Annotated in this window: 15 protein-coding genes; 5 read left to right on the top strand and 10 right to left on the bottom strand. The window is 63.6% G+C overall.

The features are described 5' to 3' along the window. The first annotated feature begins 216 nt into the window (after positions 1-216). Positions 217-765 (top strand): peroxiredoxin, encoded by a 549-nt coding sequence (locus tag NG898_RS06095; protein ID WP_027681312.1) that lies wholly within the window; start codon positions 217-219, stop codon positions 763-765. Between the two features lie 81 nt (positions 766-846). Further along, complete coding sequence (locus tag NG898_RS06090; protein WP_252691500.1) at positions 847-1,368, top strand: carboxymuconolactone decarboxylase family protein; 522 nt, start codon at positions 847-849, stop codon at positions 1,366-1,368. A gap of 81 nt (positions 1,369-1,449) precedes the next feature. Here the strand turns inward: NG898_RS06090 and ispF are convergent, their stop codons facing one another. Both ispF and ispD read right to left on the bottom strand, forming a co-directional pair. Further along, a complete protein-coding gene (gene ispF / locus NG898_RS06085; RefSeq protein WP_252691499.1) occupies positions 1,450-1,956 on the bottom strand; it encodes a 2-C-methyl-D-erythritol 2,4-cyclodiphosphate synthase in 507 nt (168 codons plus the stop codon). After that, positions 1,953-2,711 carry a 2-C-methyl-D-erythritol 4-phosphate cytidylyltransferase gene (gene ispD, locus NG898_RS06080; RefSeq protein ID WP_252691498.1) on the bottom strand — a complete coding sequence of 253 codons (759 nt, stop codon included), beginning with the start codon at positions 2,709-2,711 and terminating at the stop codon, positions 1,953-1,955. The genes ispF and ispD overlap by 4 nt, the downstream gene beginning before the upstream one ends. 173 nt (positions 2,712-2,884) lie before the next feature. On the opposite strand from ispD, the gene mfd reads away from it, so the two are divergent. The 3 genes from mfd (at position 2,885) to serB (ending at position 8,521) form a co-directional block, all read left to right on the top strand. Next, a complete protein-coding gene (gene mfd, locus NG898_RS06075; RefSeq protein WP_252691497.1) occupies positions 2,885-6,316 on the top strand; it encodes a transcription-repair coupling factor in 3,432 nt (1,143 codons plus the stop codon). 37 nt (positions 6,317-6,353) lie between these two features. After that, on the top strand, positions 6,354-7,547 hold the full coding sequence (argE, locus tag NG898_RS06070) for an acetylornithine deacetylase (RefSeq protein WP_252691496.1): 1,194 nt from the start codon (positions 6,354-6,356) through the stop codon (positions 7,545-7,547). A gap of 116 nt (positions 7,548-7,663) precedes the next feature. Beyond that, the gene (gene serB, locus NG898_RS06065) at positions 7,664-8,521 is read left to right on the top strand and encodes a phosphoserine phosphatase SerB (protein WP_252691495.1); all 858 of its coding nucleotides are present in this window, start codon (positions 7,664-7,666) and stop codon (positions 8,519-8,521) included. Positions 8,522-8,554: 33 nt separating this feature from the next. On the opposite strand, the gene NG898_RS06060 is transcribed toward serB, so the two are convergent. The 8 genes from NG898_RS06060 to NG898_RS06025 all read right to left on the bottom strand — a co-directional run bounded on the left by NG898_RS06060 (position 8,555) and on the right by NG898_RS06025 (position 17,404). Then, positions 8,555-9,769, bottom strand: coding sequence for a cystathionine beta-lyase (locus NG898_RS06060; protein WP_252691494.1), 1,215 nt, complete (start codon positions 9,767-9,769; stop codon positions 8,555-8,557). A 41-nt stretch (positions 9,770-9,810) separates the two neighbouring features. Further along, a complete protein-coding gene (locus NG898_RS06055) occupies positions 9,811-10,554 on the bottom strand; it encodes a hypothetical protein (RefSeq protein ID WP_252691493.1) in 744 nt (247 codons plus the stop codon). Beyond that, a complete protein-coding gene (gene bktB, locus NG898_RS06050; RefSeq protein ID WP_252691492.1) occupies positions 10,529-11,713 on the bottom strand; it encodes a beta-ketothiolase BktB in 1,185 nt (394 codons plus the stop codon). The genes NG898_RS06055 and bktB overlap by 26 nt, the downstream gene beginning before the upstream one ends. 87 nt (positions 11,714-11,800) lie before the next feature. Beyond that, positions 11,801-13,162, bottom strand: a complete 1,362-nt coding sequence (gene rimO / locus NG898_RS06045) for a 30S ribosomal protein S12 methylthiotransferase RimO (RefSeq protein WP_024975565.1) — start codon at positions 13,160-13,162, stop codon at positions 11,801-11,803. A gap of 65 nt (positions 13,163-13,227) precedes the next feature. Beyond that, a complete protein-coding gene (locus tag NG898_RS06040) occupies positions 13,228-14,208 on the bottom strand; it encodes a tRNA dihydrouridine synthase (protein ID WP_252691491.1) in 981 nt (326 codons plus the stop codon). 192 nt (positions 14,209-14,400) lie between these two features. Beyond that, the gene (phaR, locus tag NG898_RS06035; protein WP_024975563.1) at positions 14,401-14,955 is read right to left on the bottom strand and encodes a polyhydroxyalkanoate synthesis repressor PhaR; all 555 of its coding nucleotides are present in this window, start codon (positions 14,953-14,955) and stop codon (positions 14,401-14,403) included. Positions 14,956-15,359: 404 nt separating this feature from the next. Next, positions 15,360-16,100 (bottom strand): 3-ketoacyl-ACP reductase, encoded by a 741-nt coding sequence (locus NG898_RS06030; protein WP_024975562.1) that lies wholly within the window; start codon positions 16,098-16,100, stop codon positions 15,360-15,362. Positions 16,101-16,222: 122 nt separating this feature from the next. Next, positions 16,223-17,404, bottom strand: coding sequence for an acetyl-CoA C-acetyltransferase (locus NG898_RS06025; protein WP_252691490.1), 1,182 nt, complete (start codon positions 17,402-17,404; stop codon positions 16,223-16,225). Positions 17,405-17,409: the final 5 nt, after the last annotated feature.

Here is a 17,409-nt window from a genome sequence, read left to right as displayed (position 1 = left end):
TAACGTGCGGCGGCAGGCAGCGCTATGGCCGGCGTTGAGAATATCAATTGGCCGGTTTTGAGTTCATCGCCAATACTCCAGCCGCCAGGCTGCGCGCCTGCGCGTTCTTCGTCTCCGTCCGTTTTCCCAATCGGACTCCGGGCGGCCGGTCAGCGTGTGTCTGCAAGTCCCCGTTTGGGTTCCGCACCCATTGCCACACAACTCCAGGAGAAGCTCATGAAGACCATTGGTGACAAGCTCGAACCGTTCAAGGTCGTCGGCGTCAAGCCCGGATTCAACAATCACGAAGAGAACGGCGAGTCGGCGTTCGAAGACATCACCGAAACCTCGTTCCCGGGCAAATGGAAAGTCATCTTCTTCTATCCGAAGGACTTCACCTTTGTCTGCCCGACCGAAATCGTTGCCTTCGCCAAACTGAACGATGACTTTGCCGACCGCGACACCATCGTGCTCGGTGGTTCGACCGACAATGAATTCGTCAAGCTCGCATGGCGCCGCGAGCACAAAGATCTGAACAAGCTGAATCAGTGGTCGTTTGCGGATTCGACCGGCGCGCTGGTCGACCAGCTTGGTGTACGCGAGCACGAGGCCGGCGTTGCATTGCGCGCTACCTTCATCGTCGACCCCGACAACGTGATCCAGCATGTATCGGTCAACAACCTGAACGTGGGCCGCAATCCGGACGAAGTGCTGCGCATTCTCGATGGCCTGCAGACGGATGAGCTGTGCCCGTGCAACCGCGCAGTCGGCGGCTCGACGCTGTAACGGCCGCGCGGCGCCCTACTCAGCCGAAGCCCGCCCTTGCTGCGGGCTTTCCTTTTCGGTGCTCGCTGACGGGAGGCATTCATGGAATTTCTGCAGACACTCAAGGGGCGCATTCCGGACTACGCCAAAGACATCCGTCTGAACCTGGACGGCACGATCGCGCGCTCGTCGCTCGAGGGCAATGACGCGGTGGGCGTCGCGTTAGCGGCCGCTTTTGCCACGAAGAGCAAAGTGCTGACCGACGCCATCCGCAATGCCGGGGTGCTGTCGCCCGAGGAGGTGAACGGCGCGCTGACCGCCGCTGCCCTGATGGGCATGAACAACGTCTGGTATCCGTACGTCGAGATGGCCGACGACTCCGACCTCGCGCAGCAGAAAGCGGAGTTACGCATGAACGCCTACGCCAACAACGGCGGCGTCGACAAGCGCAGGTTCGAGATGTACGCCTTGGCTGCGTCCATCATCGGCAAATGCCATTTCTGCATCAAATCGCACTACGACTTGCTGAAGAATCACCAGGGCATGAGCGCGCAGCAATTGCGCGATGTTGGGCGCATCGCGGCCGTGATCAACGCGGCCGCGCAGGTCATCGCAGCCGAATAGCCACGCCGATCCCGCAAACGAAAACGGCAGCCCGGATCGCTCCGTTGCTGCCGTTTGCCTTGACGCGACGACGCTGCGGGCTCAGTCCTGATCAGCGCCTTCCGCACGATAGATCAGCACCACGGCCTGCGCGACGATGCCTTCCTCCTTGCCTTCGAAGCCGAGCTTCTCGTTGGTCTTGGCCTTGACGTTGCACCGCTCGGGCGCGATGCCCAAGTCCTCTGCGAGGTTGGCCACCATGCCCGGCACATGCGGCGCGAGTTTGGGCTTCTGCGCGATGACGGTGGCGTCGACATTGCCGACCGCATAGCCGGCCTTGTGCACGCGGCGCACGGCTTCGCGCAGCAGCGCGCGGCTGTCGGCGCCGGCAAAGGCCGGATCGGTGTCGGGAAAGTGCCGGCCGATGTCGCCCAGGCCGGCGGCGCCAAACAGCGCGTCGGTAATCGCATGCAGCAGCGCGTCAGCATCGGAGTGGCCGAGCAGGCCGCGGGTGTGCGGAATCTCCACGCCGCCCAGGATCAGCTTGCGGCCCTCCACCAGCGCGTGCACGTCGTAGCCCTGGCCAATGCGGATGTCCATCCAGTTCATGCTTGCGATGCCTCGTCGGGTTGTGCGCTCTGCGCGAGGATGGCCTCGGCGAGCGCGAAATCGTCGGGATACGTCACCTTGAAGTTGCGCAGCGCCCCCGGCACAAGCAGCGGCGAGTGACCGGCGGCTTCAATCGCGCTGGCTTCATCGGTGACGATGCGATGTTGCAGCAGCGCTTCCCGCAAGGCGCGCTCCAGCTGGCCAAGCGGAAACATCTGCGGCGTCTGCGCTTGCCACAGTCCATCGCGGGGCACGGTCGCGCCGATGTGCTGTGCTGCATCGGCACGTTTGAGCGTGTCAGCCACGGGCAGTGCAAGGATGCCCCCCGCAGCTTGCGTGCCTTCGGCCTCTACCGCCGCGACCAAACGTGCGATCAGGGCCGGTGTCAGGCCCGGGCGCGCCGCGTCATGTACCAGCACCCAATCGTCGTCGTGCGCACCCAAACCTCGCAACGCCGCCAACCCGTGGGCGACAGATGCGTGGCGCGAATCGCCACCGCAATCGACCTCCACCAGCTCGGGCGCGTCAAAACCACCGTCGGGAAATCGCTGCACCAGCGGTTGTGCGCCGGGCGTTGTCACCACAAGCACGGAGTCGATTTCGGGGCTGGCCAGGAACGCCTGCGCCGTGTGCCACAGCATCGGCCGCCCGGCGATCACCTGATATTGCTTGGGCAGGTCACCGCCGGCACGCGAGCCGGTGCCCGCCGAGGGAATCAGCGCAAAACGGCGTCGGCCGGGGAAGGAAATCGACATGGCAGGCGGGAATGTGAACGTGGGCGCGGCATTTGCGTGGTTTTTGGCCCTCGCCAAGCGCGCGACTGCCGCGGATTTTATAATAGCGGTCTGCGCCACGACACCCCGCCTGCACATGCCGGCGGGGTGTCGTGCTTTGTCTTGCAGTCGTGCCCCACAAAACCTGACACCTCATGTCCGATTTTTCGTTCTCCGCCCTGCCCGCCGTCAAACCGGGCTCGCGCTTCGTCTTCAGCGGCCTGCAGGGCGCGGCCGACGCCCTGCTGCTTGCGCGCTACCTGGAGCAGCATCGCGCCGCCGTGCCGATGCTGGCGGTGGTTTGCGCCAATGCCGTCGACGCCCAACGCCTGGCGGAAGAGCTGCGATGGTTTGCCCCGCAGGCGCGCGTGAAGCTGCTACCGGACTGGGAAACGCTGCCATACGACAATTTCTCGCCGCACCAGGATTTGATCTCCGAGCGGCTGGCGACGCTGCATGACCTGCAGAACGGTGCGTGCGACATCCTCCTCGTGCCGGCCTCCACGGCGCTGCAACGCGTGGCGCCGCCATCATTCCTGGCCGCCTACACGTTCTTCTTCAAAAAGGGCGAAAAGCTGGACGAAGCTGCGCTCAAAGCGCAGTTCACGCTGGCCGGCTACGAGCACGTCAGCGCCGTGATGCGCCCGGGCGAATACTCCGTGCGCGGGGGTCTGATCGACTTGTTCCCGATGGGCTCACCGCTGCCATATCGGCTCGACCTGTTTGGCGACGAAATCGAGACGATCCGTTCGTTCGACCCGGACACGCAGCGCAGTCTCTACCCGGTGAACGAAGTCCGTCTGCTGCCGGGCCGCGAATTTCCGATGGACGAGGCCTCGCGCACCGCCTTCCGCGGACGCTGGCGCGAGGTGTTCGAAGGCGACCCGACTCGCTCGCCCATCTACAAAGACATCGGCAACGGCGTGCCCAGCGCCGGCATCGAGTATTACCTGCCGCTGTTCTTCGAAGAAACCGCGACGCTGTTCGACTACCTGCCGGGCGCCACGCATCTTGCCTTCGTGGGCGACATCGAAGGCGCGGTGCGCCGCTTCTGGGCCGACACCACGCAGCGCTACAACTTCATGCGCCACGATCGCGAGCGGCCGCTGCTGCAGCCGTCGGCGCTGTATCTGGATGAAGAGGCGTTCTTCGTCGCTGCCAAGCCGCACGCGCGTCTGGTGTTGCGCGCCGAGCCCGGCGACGCCCCGCTTTCGTTGCCGTTGCCGAACGTTGCCGTCAACCGCCGCGCAGAAGACCCGCTCGTCAATCTCGAATCGTTCCTGATGCGCAGCAATTGCCGCGTGATGATCTGCGCCGAATCCGCAGGCCGCCGCGAAACGCTTGCGCAAATGCTTGCCGCCAGCGGCCTGCATCCTGAAGGCGTCGCGGACTTTGCCGACCTGATGAGCGGCGATGCCAAGTTCGTGCTGGGCGTGGCGCCGCTGTACCAGGGTTTCATCCTCGGCGACGAACGCATCGCGCTGATCACCGAAACCGAGCTGTACGCGCAAACCGTGCGCCGCGCCGGTCGCCGCAAGCAGGAACAGGCCACCGCCGTCGACTCGATGGTGCGCGATCTGGCTGAGTTGAAGATCGGCGATCCGGTGGTGCACAGCGAACACGGCATCGGCCGCTATCAGGGGCTGGTGTCCATCGACATGGGCAACGGCGAAGAAGAATTCCTGCACCTCGACTACGACAAGGGCAGCAAGCTTTACGTGCCGGTGCATCAGTTACACGTGATCTCGCGCTACTCGGGCGCCGATCCGGAAACCGCGCCGCTGCATTCGCTGGGTTCAGGCCAATGGGAAAAGGCCAAGCGCAAGGCGGCGCAGCAGATTCGCGATACAGCGGCCGAACTGCTGAACCTCTACGCGCGACGTGCGTTGCGTCAGGGCTTCGCTTTCCCGCTCACGCCCGAGGATTACGCCACCTTTGCCGAGAGCTTCGGCTTTGACGAAACACCCGATCAAGCCGCCGCCATCGCAGCGGTGATCGGCGACATGACGTCGGGCAAGCCGATGGACCGCCTCGTCTGTGGCGACGTTGGCTTCGGCAAGACGGAAGTCGCGCTGCGTGCCGCGTTTGTTGCAGTGATGGGCGGCAAGCAGGTTGCCATTCTGGCGCCGACCACGCTGCTGGCCGAACAGCATTACCAGACGCTGGTCGACCGTTTTGCCGACTGGCCGGTGCGCATTGCCGAGATCTCGCGTTTCAAGAACAAGAAAGAGATCGACACCGCGATCGAAGCCATCAACGCCGGCACCATCGACATCGTGATCGGTACGCACAAGCTGCTCTCGCCGGATGTGAAGTTCAACCGGCTGGGGCTCGTCATCATCGACGAAGAGCATCGCTTTGGCGTGCGCCAGAAAGAAGCGCTCAAAACATTACGCGCCGAGGTGGACGTGCTCACGCTGACGGCCACGCCGATCCCGCGCACGCTGGGCATGGCGCTGGAAGGCCTGCGCGATTTCTCGGTGATCGCAACCGCGCCGCAAAAGCGCCTGGCCATCAAGACGTTCCTGCGCCGCGAGGAAGACGGCGTGCTGCGCGAAGCCATCCTGCGCGAGTTGAAGCGCGGCGGCCAGGTCTATTTCCTGCACAACGAGGTCGAGACCATCGAGAACAAGCGCGCCAAACTGGAAGAGCTGATTCCAGAAGCGCGCGTGGTGGTCGCCCACGGCCAGATGCACGAGCGCGAACTGGAGCGCGTGATGCGCGATTTCGTGGCCCAGCGCGCCAACATCCTGCTGTGCACGACGATCATCGAGACCGGCATTGACGTGCCGACCGCCAACACGATCCTGATCCACCGCGCCGACAAGTTCGGCCTGGCGCAACTGCATCAATTGCGCGGTCGCGTCGGGCGCTCGCACCACCAAGCGTATGCGTATCTGCTGGTGCATGACGTCGACGGTCTGACCAAGCAAGCACAACGCCGCCTTGAAGCCATTCAGCAGATGGAAGAGCTCGGCGCAGGCTTCTACTTGGCGATGCACGATCTGGAAATCCGTGGCGCCGGCGAGGTGCTGGGTGACAAGCAATCGGGCGAGATTTCCGAGATCGGCTTCCAGCTCTACACCGACATGCTCAACCAGGCGGTGAAGTCGCTCAAGGCCGGCAAGGAACCCGATCTGATGGCGCCGCTTGCGGCCACAACCGAGATCAACCTCGGCACGCCCGCCCTGTTGCCGCAAGACTATTGCGGCGATGTGCAGGAGCGCCTGTCGCTGTACAAGCGCCTGGCCAACTGCGAAAGCGGCGAGACCATCGACAACATCCAGGAAGAGCTGATCGACCGTTTCGGCAAGCTGCCGCCTCAGGCGCAATCGCTCATCGAAACGCACCGGCTGCGCATTGCCGCCGCGCCGCTGGGCATCCGCAAGATTGACACGGGCACGAACGCTGTCACGCTGCAGTTCATACCGAACCCGCCTGTCGACGCCATCAAGATCATCGATCTCGTGCAGAAGAACCGACAGATCAAGCTGGCGGGGCAAGATCGTCTGCGTATCGAAAACATTCCGGCCGAATTCGGCGCGCTGGCGCAGACCATTCGCCACGCCATGCGGCAATTGACGTGATCCAGTAGGATCGGCCAATCAGAACAAGGACACCATCATGAGCACCGCCCCCACACCGTTCTCCACCCTCGACTGGACGAACAAGCTCGTCAGCTTCGACACCACCAGCCGCGGCTCCAACCTGGCGCTGATCGAAACCGTGCGCGACTACCTGCGCGGCGTCGGTCTCGAATCGCATCTGTCGCACAACGACGATGGCAACAAGGCCAACTTGTTTGCCACGATCCCGGCAGCGGACGGCAGCGTGCAAGGCGGCATCGTGCTGTCGGGCCATACCGATGTGGTGCCCGTGGACGGCCAGAAATGGGACAGCAACCCATTTGCGCCGGAAGTGCGCGACGGCAAGCTCTACGGGCGTGGCACGTGCGACATGAAGGGGTTCATCGCTTCGTCGCTGGCGCTGGTGCCGTCGCTGCTCCAGGCAAGGCTGCGCGAGCCTGTGCACCTTGCGCTGTCGTACGACGAGGAAGTCGGCTGCGTGGGCGCTCCGCGCATGATCGAAGATTTGATCGCCCGCGGCATCAGGCCTGCCGGCTGCATCGTGGGCGAGCCCACCGCCATGCGCCCCATCGTCGCGCACAAGGGCATCAACGCCTACCGCTGCCGCGTGCACGGCCGCGCCGCACATTCGTCGCTCACGCCGCAGGGCGTGAACGCCATCGAATACGCCGCGCGCATCATCTGTTTCGTGCGCGACCTGGCCGATGAATTCCGCGCCAAGGGCCCGTTCGACGATGCGTTTGACGTGCCCTTCACCACGGCATCGACGGGCCTCATCAACGGCGGTATCGCGCTGAACACGATCCCCGCGCTGTGCGAGCTGGTGTTTGAATTCCGCAACCTGCCGGGCGTGGATGCGCCGGCCATCCGCGCACGCGTCGAGCATTACGTGCGCGAAACCATCGAGCCCGCCATGCAGCGCGAGCACCCGGACGCCCGCATCGAACTTGACGAGATTGCCGCCGCGCCGTCGCTGGACGCCTCGGAGCAAGCCGCCATCACGCAGCTTGTGCGTGTGCTGACGGAAGACAACGACAAGCGCAAAGTCGCCTACGGCACTGAAGCGGGGCTCTTCCAGCGCGCCGGCATTCCGGCCGTGCTGTGCGGCCCGGGTAACATCGAACAGGCGCACAAGGCCAACGAATATGTCGAACTCGCCCAACTCGACGCGTGCGACCGCTTCCTCGCCAAGGTGGCGCGCAGCCTGATGGTCGAAACCGCGTCCGCCTAACGCTTACACAGCAACGCCTCACCTTTTGGTGGGGCGCATTCTGCCCGGGGCGTTCGCTACAATAGCGGGCTTCCTTCAGCGCTGAAACTGCCCCGCTCCCCCGCTCCTCTCACTCCATGCCCGTCATTCTGCAAAGCCCGTCGCCGCTGTCCACCGGTGATATTGAATCCGTCCGCGGCCTGTTCGGCAGCGCCGCCTACGAGATGCGCGCGCCCAACGTCGCCGCCATCGAATGGGTGCACGAACTGCCCAGCGAATTGCGCGTCCAGCTTGATGCCATCTGCGCCAACCTGAAGATGGACTACGCGTGGATTCCCGACGAATGGACGTTCGGCGATTTCCGCGTGCTGGCGATGGACATGGATTCGACGCTCATCACGATCGAGTGCATCGATGAGATCGCGGATTTCTGCGGGCTCAAGCCGCAAGTGGCGGCCATCACCGAAGCGTCGATGCGGGGTGAGATCAAGGATTTCAACGAAAGCCTGACGCGCCGCGTCGAACTGCTCAAGGGCCTGGACGCGAGCGTGCTGGAGCGGGTCTACGCCGAGCGCCTGCAGCTATCCCTGGGTGCCGAAAAGATGCTCAAGGCCGTGCAAGCGTTGGGCATCCGCACGCTGCTGGTATCGGGCGGCTTCGAATTCTTCACCTCGCGCCTGCAGGAGCGCCTGGGCCTGGACCGCACGCGCGCCAACACGCTGGAGATCGTCGACGGCAAGCTCACCGGCCGCGTGCTGGGCGAGATCGTCAATGCGGATGTGAAGGCGCAGACGCTCAAGGCGTTCTGCCAGGATCTGGGGGTGTCGCCACACAACGCCATCGCCATGGGCGACGGCTCGAACGATCTGAAGATGATGGGCGTGGCCGGTCTGTCGGTCGCGTTCCGCGCCAAGCCCATCGTGCAGGCGCAGGCGGACGTGGCGTTCAACGTGGTCGGCCTGGATGGGCTGTTGAATCTGTTCCCGCAGCAGTAAGCCGCTACGGGAATTCCCACCTGCGGGAACGCGTTATTCCGCCCGCAGGTGCGTCTCCATTGCTTGCTTCAAATCCGCAATCAGATCTCGCGGATCTTCCAGCCCGATATACAGCCGCACGAAACCGCCCGCGTTCTCCCAATCGGCTGGCGGCCAAGCAGTCGCCGTGCGCATCGACGGGATGTTGTATGGCAGCGCCAAGCTGTGCGCCCCGCCCCACGAAAAGCCGATCGCAAAGTAGCGCAGGCCTTCGATAAAGGCATCGATCTGCGCTTGCGAATAGCGGTCGTGCAGCACGATCGAGAACAATCCGCTCGCGCCGGTAAAGTCGCGTTTCCAGTTTTCATGACCCGGACAATCGGGCAGCGCCGGGTGCAGCACGCGCACGACTTCGGGCCGATCTGCCAACCATTCGGCGACTTCGCGGGCGTGCGCATCGTGCGCAGCCAGGCGGGTCGGCAGGCTCGGCAGGCCACGCAGCACAAAATAGCAATCGTCTGCCGAAACGCCCCAGCCCATGCGCATCCGCGTGGCCAGCAGCTTGTGGTGCAGCGCTTCATCGTTGGTGATGGCCGCGCCCATGAGCACATCGCTGCCGCCCGATTGGTACTTGGTCAGCGCCTGCACGGAGATGTCGATGCCATGCTCGAACGGCTGGTAATACACGCCGCCACTCCAGGTATTGTCGATGGCGGTGATGGCGCCGGCCTTGCGCGCCACTTCAGCGATGGCCGTGCAGTCGGGCACTTCCATCGTTACGGATCCGGGCGCTTCGAGCCACACGAGCTTGGTGTTGTGGCGCATCAGGTCGGCAATGCCAGCACCGATCATCGGGTCGTAGTAACGCACGGTGATGCCGAACTGGCGCGCCATCCACTCGCCATGGTCGCGGTTCGGTCCGTAGGCGTTGTCCGGAATCAGGACATCGTCGCCGGATTTGATGAGCGAGAAATACACCAGCGAAATCGCCGCCAGCCCCGACGGGAGCAGCAGCGCGTGCGAGCCGCCTTCGATCTGCGCCAGCGCTTGGCACAGCGTGTCGGATGTCGGCGTGGCATGCAGGCCGTAGCGCCAGTGCACCACGCTGCCGCTGCCGAAGGCACGCATATCGGCGAGATTCTTGAACACCACCGTCGATGCACGATGCGTGGCATGCGAGAACGCCGTGAAGCCTGGCGGGATATGCAAGTCCGGATGGACAGCCTGGGTCGCGGGAAACATCGGCGGGAGCTTGGTGTCGTCGTTCACGTGGTTTCCTGTTTGATGGCGTATGAGCAATTTCCTGCTGCTTACCAGTGCGCGCTTGATCGCGTCGGATTGCTGGACGGTGGCGCAATCTGACCCGGTGCGGCGGGAACCAATGGCGTCATTGGCGTTGCGGGCACTGCGGCATTGCTGTTGGCTGTGGCATCGTACGGCGGAATCACCACCACTGCGACGGGCCGGAGCACAAAGGGCAGCGTATGGCCGTCGTGGGCGACGTCCGTCCACGTGCCTCGCACAATGCCGTGACCGTCGATAGCGCCTTCCCAGGTACCCGTGACGTGCGTGCCGTCATCGGACTCCTCCATGAGAAAACCGCCGTTTTCATATTCGCCGGTCACCAAGCGCACGCCCGCCGCGCTGCCCGGAACGTATTCGCCGTGGACGCTGTCGATTTCACCGGCCTTGCGCCCAAGACGCATGCGGATCGGCATGTCGCCGATCACGCCGGTATAGACGGGATATTTTGCGTAGTCGGGCTGCGGTTGCAGCAAACGGGGCGGCGCGGTCTGGGCAGAGAACCCGTTGTCGCCCTTCCTGGCCTGAGCGCGGCGCTTGTCGCCATCGGCAACGGCGCGGTTCAGGCCCAGGTCACCTGGCTGCACGTTGGTGTTGCCGGTCGATACGTCGTAGCCGTTGTTGGCGGCCGGCGTCTGCGCGGACACCGGCGCCACGCCTGCGGCCAGCACCAGCGCAAGCAGCGCGCCGGTGGGCCAAATCAGGCGTTCAATCGAAAAAATGGGTTCAGATGCGCTCGAACACCGCCGCAATGCCTTGTCCTCCACCAATACACATGGTCACCAGCGCGTAGCGACCACCGATGCGCTGCAGCTCGTGCAGCGCCTTGACCGTGATAAGCGCACCCGTTGCGCCGATCGGGTGGCCGAGCGAGATGCCCGAACCGTTCGGGTTCACCTTGGCTGGGTCGAGGCCGAGTTCCTTCGTCACCGCGCAGGCTTGGGCGGCAAACGCCTCGTTGGCTTCGATCACATCCAGATCCTTGACCGACAGGCCTGCGCGCTCCAGCGCCTTGCGCGTGGCCGGCACCGGGCCGATACCCATGATCTTCGGATCCACGCCAGCGTGGCCGTACGAGACCAGCCGCGCCAACGGCTTGAGCCCGCGCTTCTCTGCCTCCGAGCGCTCCATCAGCACCAGCGCGGCAGCCGCGTCATTCAGGCCCGAAGCGTTGCCTGCCGTGACCGTGCCATTCTCTTTCGTGAAGACCGGCTTCAGCTTGGTCATATCGTCGATGGTCGCGTCGTGGCGGACGTGCTCATCGGTATCGAACTGGATATCGCCCTTGCGCGACTTGATCGTTACCGGAACGATCTGATCCTTGAAGTAGCCGGCCTGGATGGCGCGCGATGCACGTTGGTGCGATTCCAGCGCAGTCTGGTCTTGCTGCTCGCGGCTGATGCCGAATTCGCGGGCGACGTTCTCCGCCGTCACTCCCATGTGGATCGCGTGGAACGGGTCGTGCAACGCGCCCAGCATCATGTCGACCATCTTGGCGTCGCCCATGCGCGAACCCCAGCGGGCGGCGGGCGCAAGGTACGGCGCACGACTCATGCTTTCCGCACCGCCGGCGATGGCAACGTCGGCGTCGCCCAGCAGAACGGTTTGCGCGGCGCTCACCACAGCCTGCAAGCCCGAGCCGCAAAGGCGGTTGACGTTGAATGCGGGGGTGTCGGCCGACACACCGCCGTTCACCGCAGCCACACGCGAGAGATACATGTCGCGCGGTTCGGTGTTGATCACGTGGCCAAACACCACGTGGCCGACTTCCTCGCCCTTCACGCCGGCGCGGGCCAGTGCCTCGCGCACGACGAGCGCGCCCAGTTCGCATGGCGCCACATCCTTCAGGCTGCCGCCAAACGTCCCGATTGCGGTACGAACGCCGCTTACCACCACCACTTCACGTGCCATTGCTGTCTCCTGTGCCATCGAAATTGGATGGCGGCCAGTATAAACGCACGACCGTTCGCAAAATTTAGGTACGACTACCTAAGTAGGTCAGACTTCGCCCCACAGGTCGTGGCCATCCGCGCCGGTAATCTTGACCGACACGAAATCGCCCGCCTTGTAGCGCTTGTAAGGCTTCGACGGCGGCGCGATATAGACCAGGCCGTCAATCTCGGGCGCGTCCGCCGACGAACGGCCGATGCCGCCGTCCTGATTGACCTCATCCACGAGCACGCGCAGCGACTTGCCAACCTTGCGCTGCAGACGGCGCGCAGACACGCGCTCGGCGACTTCCATAAAGCGCGCGCGGCGCTCCTCGCGCACCTCATCGGGCAGCGCGCCCGGCAGATCGTTGGCGGTGGCGCCTTCGACCGGCGAATACGCGAAGCAACCCACGCGGTCCAACTCGGCCTCGGCGATGAAGTCGAGCAGCGTCTGGAACTCTTCTTCTGTCTCGCCCGGGAAACCGGCAATGAACGTGCTGCGGATGGTCAACTCCGGGCAGACCTCGCGCCAAGCGCGGATGCGGTCCAGCGTTTTTTCGGCGTTGGCCGGGCGCTTCATGCGCTTAAGCACGTCGGGGTGGGCGTGCTGCAGGGGTACGTCCAGATACGGCAGGACCTTGCCTTCGGCCATCAGCGGCATCACCTCATCGACGCTCGGGTACGGGTACACGTAATGCAGGCGCACCCAGGCGCCGTACTGCGACGCCAACTCGCCAAGCGCGCCGACCAGCTCGGTCATGCGCGTCTTCAGCGGACGGCCGTTCCAGAAGCCCATACGGAATTTGACGTCGACGCCGTAGGCGCTGGTGTCCTGCGAAATGACGAGCAGCTCTTTTACGCCGGCCTTCAGCAGGTTTTCCGCCTCCAGCATCACTTCGGCCACCGGGCGCGAGACGAGATCGCCTCGCATCGACGGGATGATGCAGAAGCTGCAACGGTGGTTGCAGCCTTCGGAAATCTTCAGATACGCGTAGTGCTTGGGCGTCAACTTGATGCCCTGCGGCGGCACCAGATCGATGAACGGGTCGTGCGGCTTGGGCAGGTGCGTGTGCACCGCTTCCATCACTTCACCCAGCGCGTGGGGGCCGGTCACGGCCAGCACCTTCGGGTGTACGTTGGTGATGATGTCCTGGCCAGCGGCGTCCTTCTTGGCGCCCAGGCAGCCGGTGACGATCACCTTGCCGTTCTCGGCCAGCGCCTCGCCAATCGCATCCAGGCTTTCCTGCACAGCCTCGTCGATGAAGCCGCAGGTGTTGACGACCACCAGGTCCGCCCCGCCGTACGTGCCGGAGATCTCATACCCCTCCGCGCGCAGTTGGGTAATGATCTGCTCGGAATCGACCAAGGCCTTGGGACAACCGAGACTGACGAACCCCACCTTGGGGCTCTGGGTACTGACGTCGGACATGGGAACAACCTGATGTGGGAGAGGATTTGCGCTGCGCACGTGGGTGTGCCGCGCGGTTGCGTATTTTAACCGTTCGCCGCGCCGGGGCGGCCAAGCCGAAGCTGCATCTGTTCAATCACGCGCTCGATTTCCAGCGCGTCTTGCAGTCTGCGGATCGCATCGTGCAGTTCCGAGGCCTGCGGCCACGTCCGCTTCAGATAGCTGAGCCACAATTTGACGCGGCCATGCTCATGTTTGGCCGAGATGCGAGCATGCAGCTTTTTCAGATAATCGGCGAGATAGCCCAGCACAACCGGCCATTCCGCCGCAGACGGCGTTTGATCCATCTGCCCGCGAATGCGCTGAGCCAGGAATGGGTCAGACACGGCGCCGCGCCCGATCATCACGTCATTGCAGCCGCTGACGGCCCGGCAGCGCTCCCAATCAGCCACGGTCCAGACTTCGCCGTTGGCGGTCACGGGGATGCTCACCGCATCGGCGATGCGTGCGATCCAGTCCCAATGCGCGGGCGGCCGGTAGCCGTGGTCACGCGTGCGGGCATGCACAACGAGCGATTCGGCACCGCCTTCCGCCAGGGCCGTCGCACAGTCAATCGCACGGGAAGTATCGGAAACGCCGAGCCGCATCTTCGCCGTCACCGAAATGTTGGCCGGCACCGCAGCCCGCACGGCGTGCACGATGTCGTACAGCACTTCCGGCGTGGCGAGCAGCATGGCGCCGCCGCCGTGTCGGTTCACGACCTTGGCCGGGCAACCGAAGTTGAGGTCGATGCCGTGCGGCGTGAGGGTCGCCGCGTATGCCGCATTGCGAGCCAGCCATTCCGGATCGCTGCCGAGGAGCTGGATGGTCATCGGCGTGCCGCTGGCGGTATAGCCACCGTTGCGGATCTCGGGCGTCTCACGTTCGTACGTGCGCGCTGGCAGCAGCGAGCCCGTCACCCGGACGAACTCCGAAACGCATCCGTCATAGCCGCCTGCTTGCGTCAGCACGTCGCGCATGACGTAATCGGCAACTCCCTCCATCGGGGCGAGCAAAAGCCGACTCATGGCAAAACGGAAGACAGCCGGCACGCAGGCCAAGGGCGGACATCAAACATGGGGAAACCGGGGCGGGATCGTCGGTGAGGCGTACACCTCACCTGAAGGACCGGTATTTTACCTTGCCGCCCGCTCCGGCGTGCGCCCAACAAAAAAGGCGAACCGCCATGCGATTCGCCTCGTTTTACCAGCCCGCCGAACTTACTTCTTTTCGGGCGGCTGGTTGAACGGGAATGTCCCGAACATGTTCTTGGCTTGGCTCTGCATCTGCTCCTGCATCTGCACGAACAGGTTTTTGCTCTGCTCGATGTAGTTGCTCATCATGCCTTGCATCATTGGCCCCTGCATGTTCATGAATTGCGACCACATGTCAGGGTTGAAGGAGTTGCCGCTGTACAGATCCTTCGAGTTTTCGGCCAGCTTGCTCTGGATGTCGACAAACGCCTGGATGTTCTTTTCCAGGTACGTGCCCATCATGCCCTGCATGGCGTTGCCATAGAAACGGATGATCTGAGCGAGCATCGCGCCGGAGAACATCGGCACACCGCCGGTTTCCTCTTCCAGGATGATCTGCAGCAGGATGCTGCGGGTCAGGTCTTCACCGGATTTCGCGTCGACGACGCGAAACTCTTCGGTTTCCATCACGAGTTGTTTGACGTCTGCCAGCGTGATGTACGTGCTGGTTTGGGTATCGTAGAGCCGGCGGTTGGGATATTTCTTGATCAGCCGTTCGGTGCCCTTCTTGCTGGTGGCCATCGTGCCTTTCCGTGTTGGCGATGCTGCTGCGGTGCAGCCGATGCAGTGCGAAATGACTGTACCGAGCGATGCAGCAAAATACGCGGTTGCCCGGCTGTTCCGATCTGCGTGCGAATGCTGCATTCAAGAGCAGCGCAGATGCATCCGGTTATGATCGGACGCCCCGTGTCTCCCTGCGGAGCGCCTCCGTGACTGGATTCTATGCGGATCGCCCTGCAAAGAAAAGGCGACCTCCCCCGGTAAAAACCCGCAGCATTTTGATGCGGCTCACGCACTCGGACAGTTGTCCGGAGAGGACGCAAAAAGCCTGCTGCGATGCAATCGAGCATCGCAGCATGCAGGCAAAGCAAGGGAAAAATTGCTGCACCCATGCTGCAGCATCGCCGCAGCATGGGCATTGAGCGTCAGCCCATGTGCAGGCCGCCGTTGAGGGAGAAGTCCGCGCCGGTGGAGAAGCCAGACTCTTCAGATGCCAGCCATGCGCAGATCGAGGCGATCTCCGTCGGCTCGCCCAAGCGCTTGACCGGGATGGTGCCAATAATCTTGTCGAGCACATCCTGACGAATCGCTTTCACCATATCGGTGGCGATATAGCCCGGCGACACGGTATTGACCGTCACACCCTTGGTTGCGACTTCCTGCGCCAGCGCCATCGTGAAGCCATGCAAGCCGGCCTTGGCCGTGGAGTAGTTGGTCTGACCAAACTGCCCCTTCTGGCCGTTCACCGACGAGATGTTGACGATACGGCCCCAGCCGCGATCCGCCATGCCGTCAATGACCTGCTTGGTCACGTTGAACAGCGAAGTCAGGTTGGTGTCGATCACCGCATCCCAGTCGGCGCGGGTCATCTTGCGAAACACCACGTCGCGCGTGATGCCGGCGTTGTTGATCAGGACATCCACCTCGCCCACTTCGGCTTTGACCTTGTCGAACGCGGCCTTGGTCGACTCCCAATCACCGACGTTGCCTTCCGACGGCACGAAGTCGAAACCAAGCGCCTTTTGCTGTTCGAGCCATTTCGCCTTGCGCGGCGAGTTCGGGCCGCAGCCTGCGACAACGGTGAAGCCGTCGCGCGCCAAGCGCTGGCAAATCGCCGTTCCGATACCGCCCATGCCACCGGTGACGTATGCGATGCGTTTGGTCATGTCCACTCCTAGTCCTTGTTGTTAGAACTGCCAGGCCTCTTGCCGGGCAGCGGATGCTCAGGTTTCTCGGATTGGCGTGTGCGGTATTCGTTCCACCCCACGCCAATCCCACTGCAAAAAACTTACGGACGTTCAACCGCCAGCGCCACGCCCATGCCGCCGCCGATACACAGCGAGGCCAAGCCCTTCTTCGCATCGCGCTTCTGCATTTCGTGCAGCAGCGTGACCAGGATGCGGCAGCCCGACGCGCCGATCGGGTGGCCGATCGCAATCGCACCGCCATTGACATTGACCTTGGACGTATCCCAGCCCATTTGCTGATGCACGGCCAGCGCCTGAGCGGCAAACGCCTCGTTGATCTCCATCAGGTCCAGATCGGCCACCGACCAGCCGGCGCGCGACAGGCAGCGCTTCGATGCCGGTACCGGCCCCATGCCCATGACCTTCGGGTCCAGGCCAGCGCTCGCGTACGCACGGATCGTAGCCAGCGGCGTCAGACCCAGCTCCTTCGCCTTCGCGGCCGACATCACCACGACAGCGGCGGCGCCATCGTTCAGACCCGAGGCATTGGCAGCCGTCACCGTGCCGGCCTTGTCGAAGGCAGGCTTCAGGCCAGCCATCGACTCAAGCGTGGCGCCATGCCGGACGAACTCATCCTGCGTAAAGGCAATCGGATCACCCTTGCGCTGCGGGATCAGGATCGGAACGATTTCGTCATTGAAACGGCCCGACTTCTGCGCAGCTTCAGCCTTGTTCTGCGATGCCACGGCAAACTCGTCCTGCGCTTCACGCGTGATGCCGTATTCCTTGGCGACGTTCTCGGCCGTGATGCCCATGTGGTACTGGTTGTAGACGTCCCACAGCCCGTCCACAATCATCGAATCGATCAGCTTGGCATCGCCCATGCGGAAACCATCGCGCGAGCCCGGCAGGACGTGCGGCGCGGCGGACATGTTTTCCTGGCCGCCGGCCACGACGATCTCGGCATCGCCCGCCACAATGGCGTTGGCGGCCAGCATCACGGCCTTCAGGCCCGAGCCGCACACCTTGTTGATGGTCAGGCCGGGCACCATGTTCGGCAGCCCAGCCTTGATGACGGCCTGACGCGCCGGATTCTGGCCCGAGCCGGCAGTCAGCACCTGCCCCATGATGACTTCGCTCACCTGGTCGGGTGACACCTTGGCGCGCGCCAGCGCTTCGCGGATAACGGCCGCGCCAAGCTCAGGCGCAGCGATCTTCGCCAACGAGCCACCAAACTTGCCCACGGCGGTGCGTACCGCCGATACGATCACAACATCGGTCATTTGCT

This window comes from Ralstonia mojiangensis (genome assembly GCF_023955645.1).
Classification (GTDB): Bacteria; Pseudomonadota; Gammaproteobacteria; order Burkholderiales; family Burkholderiaceae; genus Ralstonia; species Ralstonia mojiangensis.
Note: the sequence above shows the minus strand (reverse complement) of the source record. Positions and strands in the feature narration are given on the sequence as shown.

Excerpts from the sequence above, each read along its gene's own strand:
- NG898_RS06095 (WP_027681312.1), top strand. The coding sequence starts at position 217 with ATGAAGACCATTGGTGACAAGCTCGAACCGTTCAAGGTCGTCGGCGTC.
- NG898_RS06090 (WP_252691500.1), top strand. The coding sequence starts at position 847 with ATGGAATTTCTGCAGACACTCAAGGGGCGCATTCCGGACTACGCCAAA.
- ispF (WP_252691499.1), bottom strand. The coding sequence starts at position 1,956 with ATGAACTGGATGGACATCCGCATTGGCCAGGGCTACGACGTGCACGCG.
- ispD (WP_252691498.1), bottom strand. The coding sequence starts at position 2,711 with ATGTCGATTTCCTTCCCCGGCCGACGCCGTTTTGCGCTGATTCCCTCG.
- mfd (WP_252691497.1), top strand. The coding sequence starts at position 2,885 with ATGTCCGATTTTTCGTTCTCCGCCCTGCCCGCCGTCAAACCGGGCTCG.
- argE (WP_252691496.1), top strand. The coding sequence starts at position 6,354 with ATGAGCACCGCCCCCACACCGTTCTCCACCCTCGACTGGACGAACAAG.
- serB (WP_252691495.1), top strand. The coding sequence starts at position 7,664 with ATGCCCGTCATTCTGCAAAGCCCGTCGCCGCTGTCCACCGGTGATATT.
- bktB (WP_252691492.1), bottom strand. The coding sequence starts at position 11,713 with ATGGCACGTGAAGTGGTGGTGGTAAGCGGCGTTCGTACCGCAATCGGG.
- rimO (WP_024975565.1), bottom strand. The coding sequence starts at position 13,162 with ATGTCCGACGTCAGTACCCAGAGCCCCAAGGTGGGGTTCGTCAGTCTC.
- NG898_RS06040 (WP_252691491.1), bottom strand. The coding sequence starts at position 14,208 with ATGAGTCGGCTTTTGCTCGCCCCGATGGAGGGAGTTGCCGATTACGTC.
- phaR (WP_024975563.1), bottom strand. The coding sequence starts at position 14,955 with ATGGCCACCAGCAAGAAGGGCACCGAACGGCTGATCAAGAAATATCCC.
- NG898_RS06030 (WP_024975562.1), bottom strand. The coding sequence starts at position 16,100 with ATGACCAAACGCATCGCATACGTCACCGGTGGCATGGGCGGTATCGGA.
- NG898_RS06025 (WP_252691490.1), bottom strand. The coding sequence starts at position 17,404 with ATGACCGATGTTGTGATCGTATCGGCGGTACGCACCGCCGTGGGCAAG.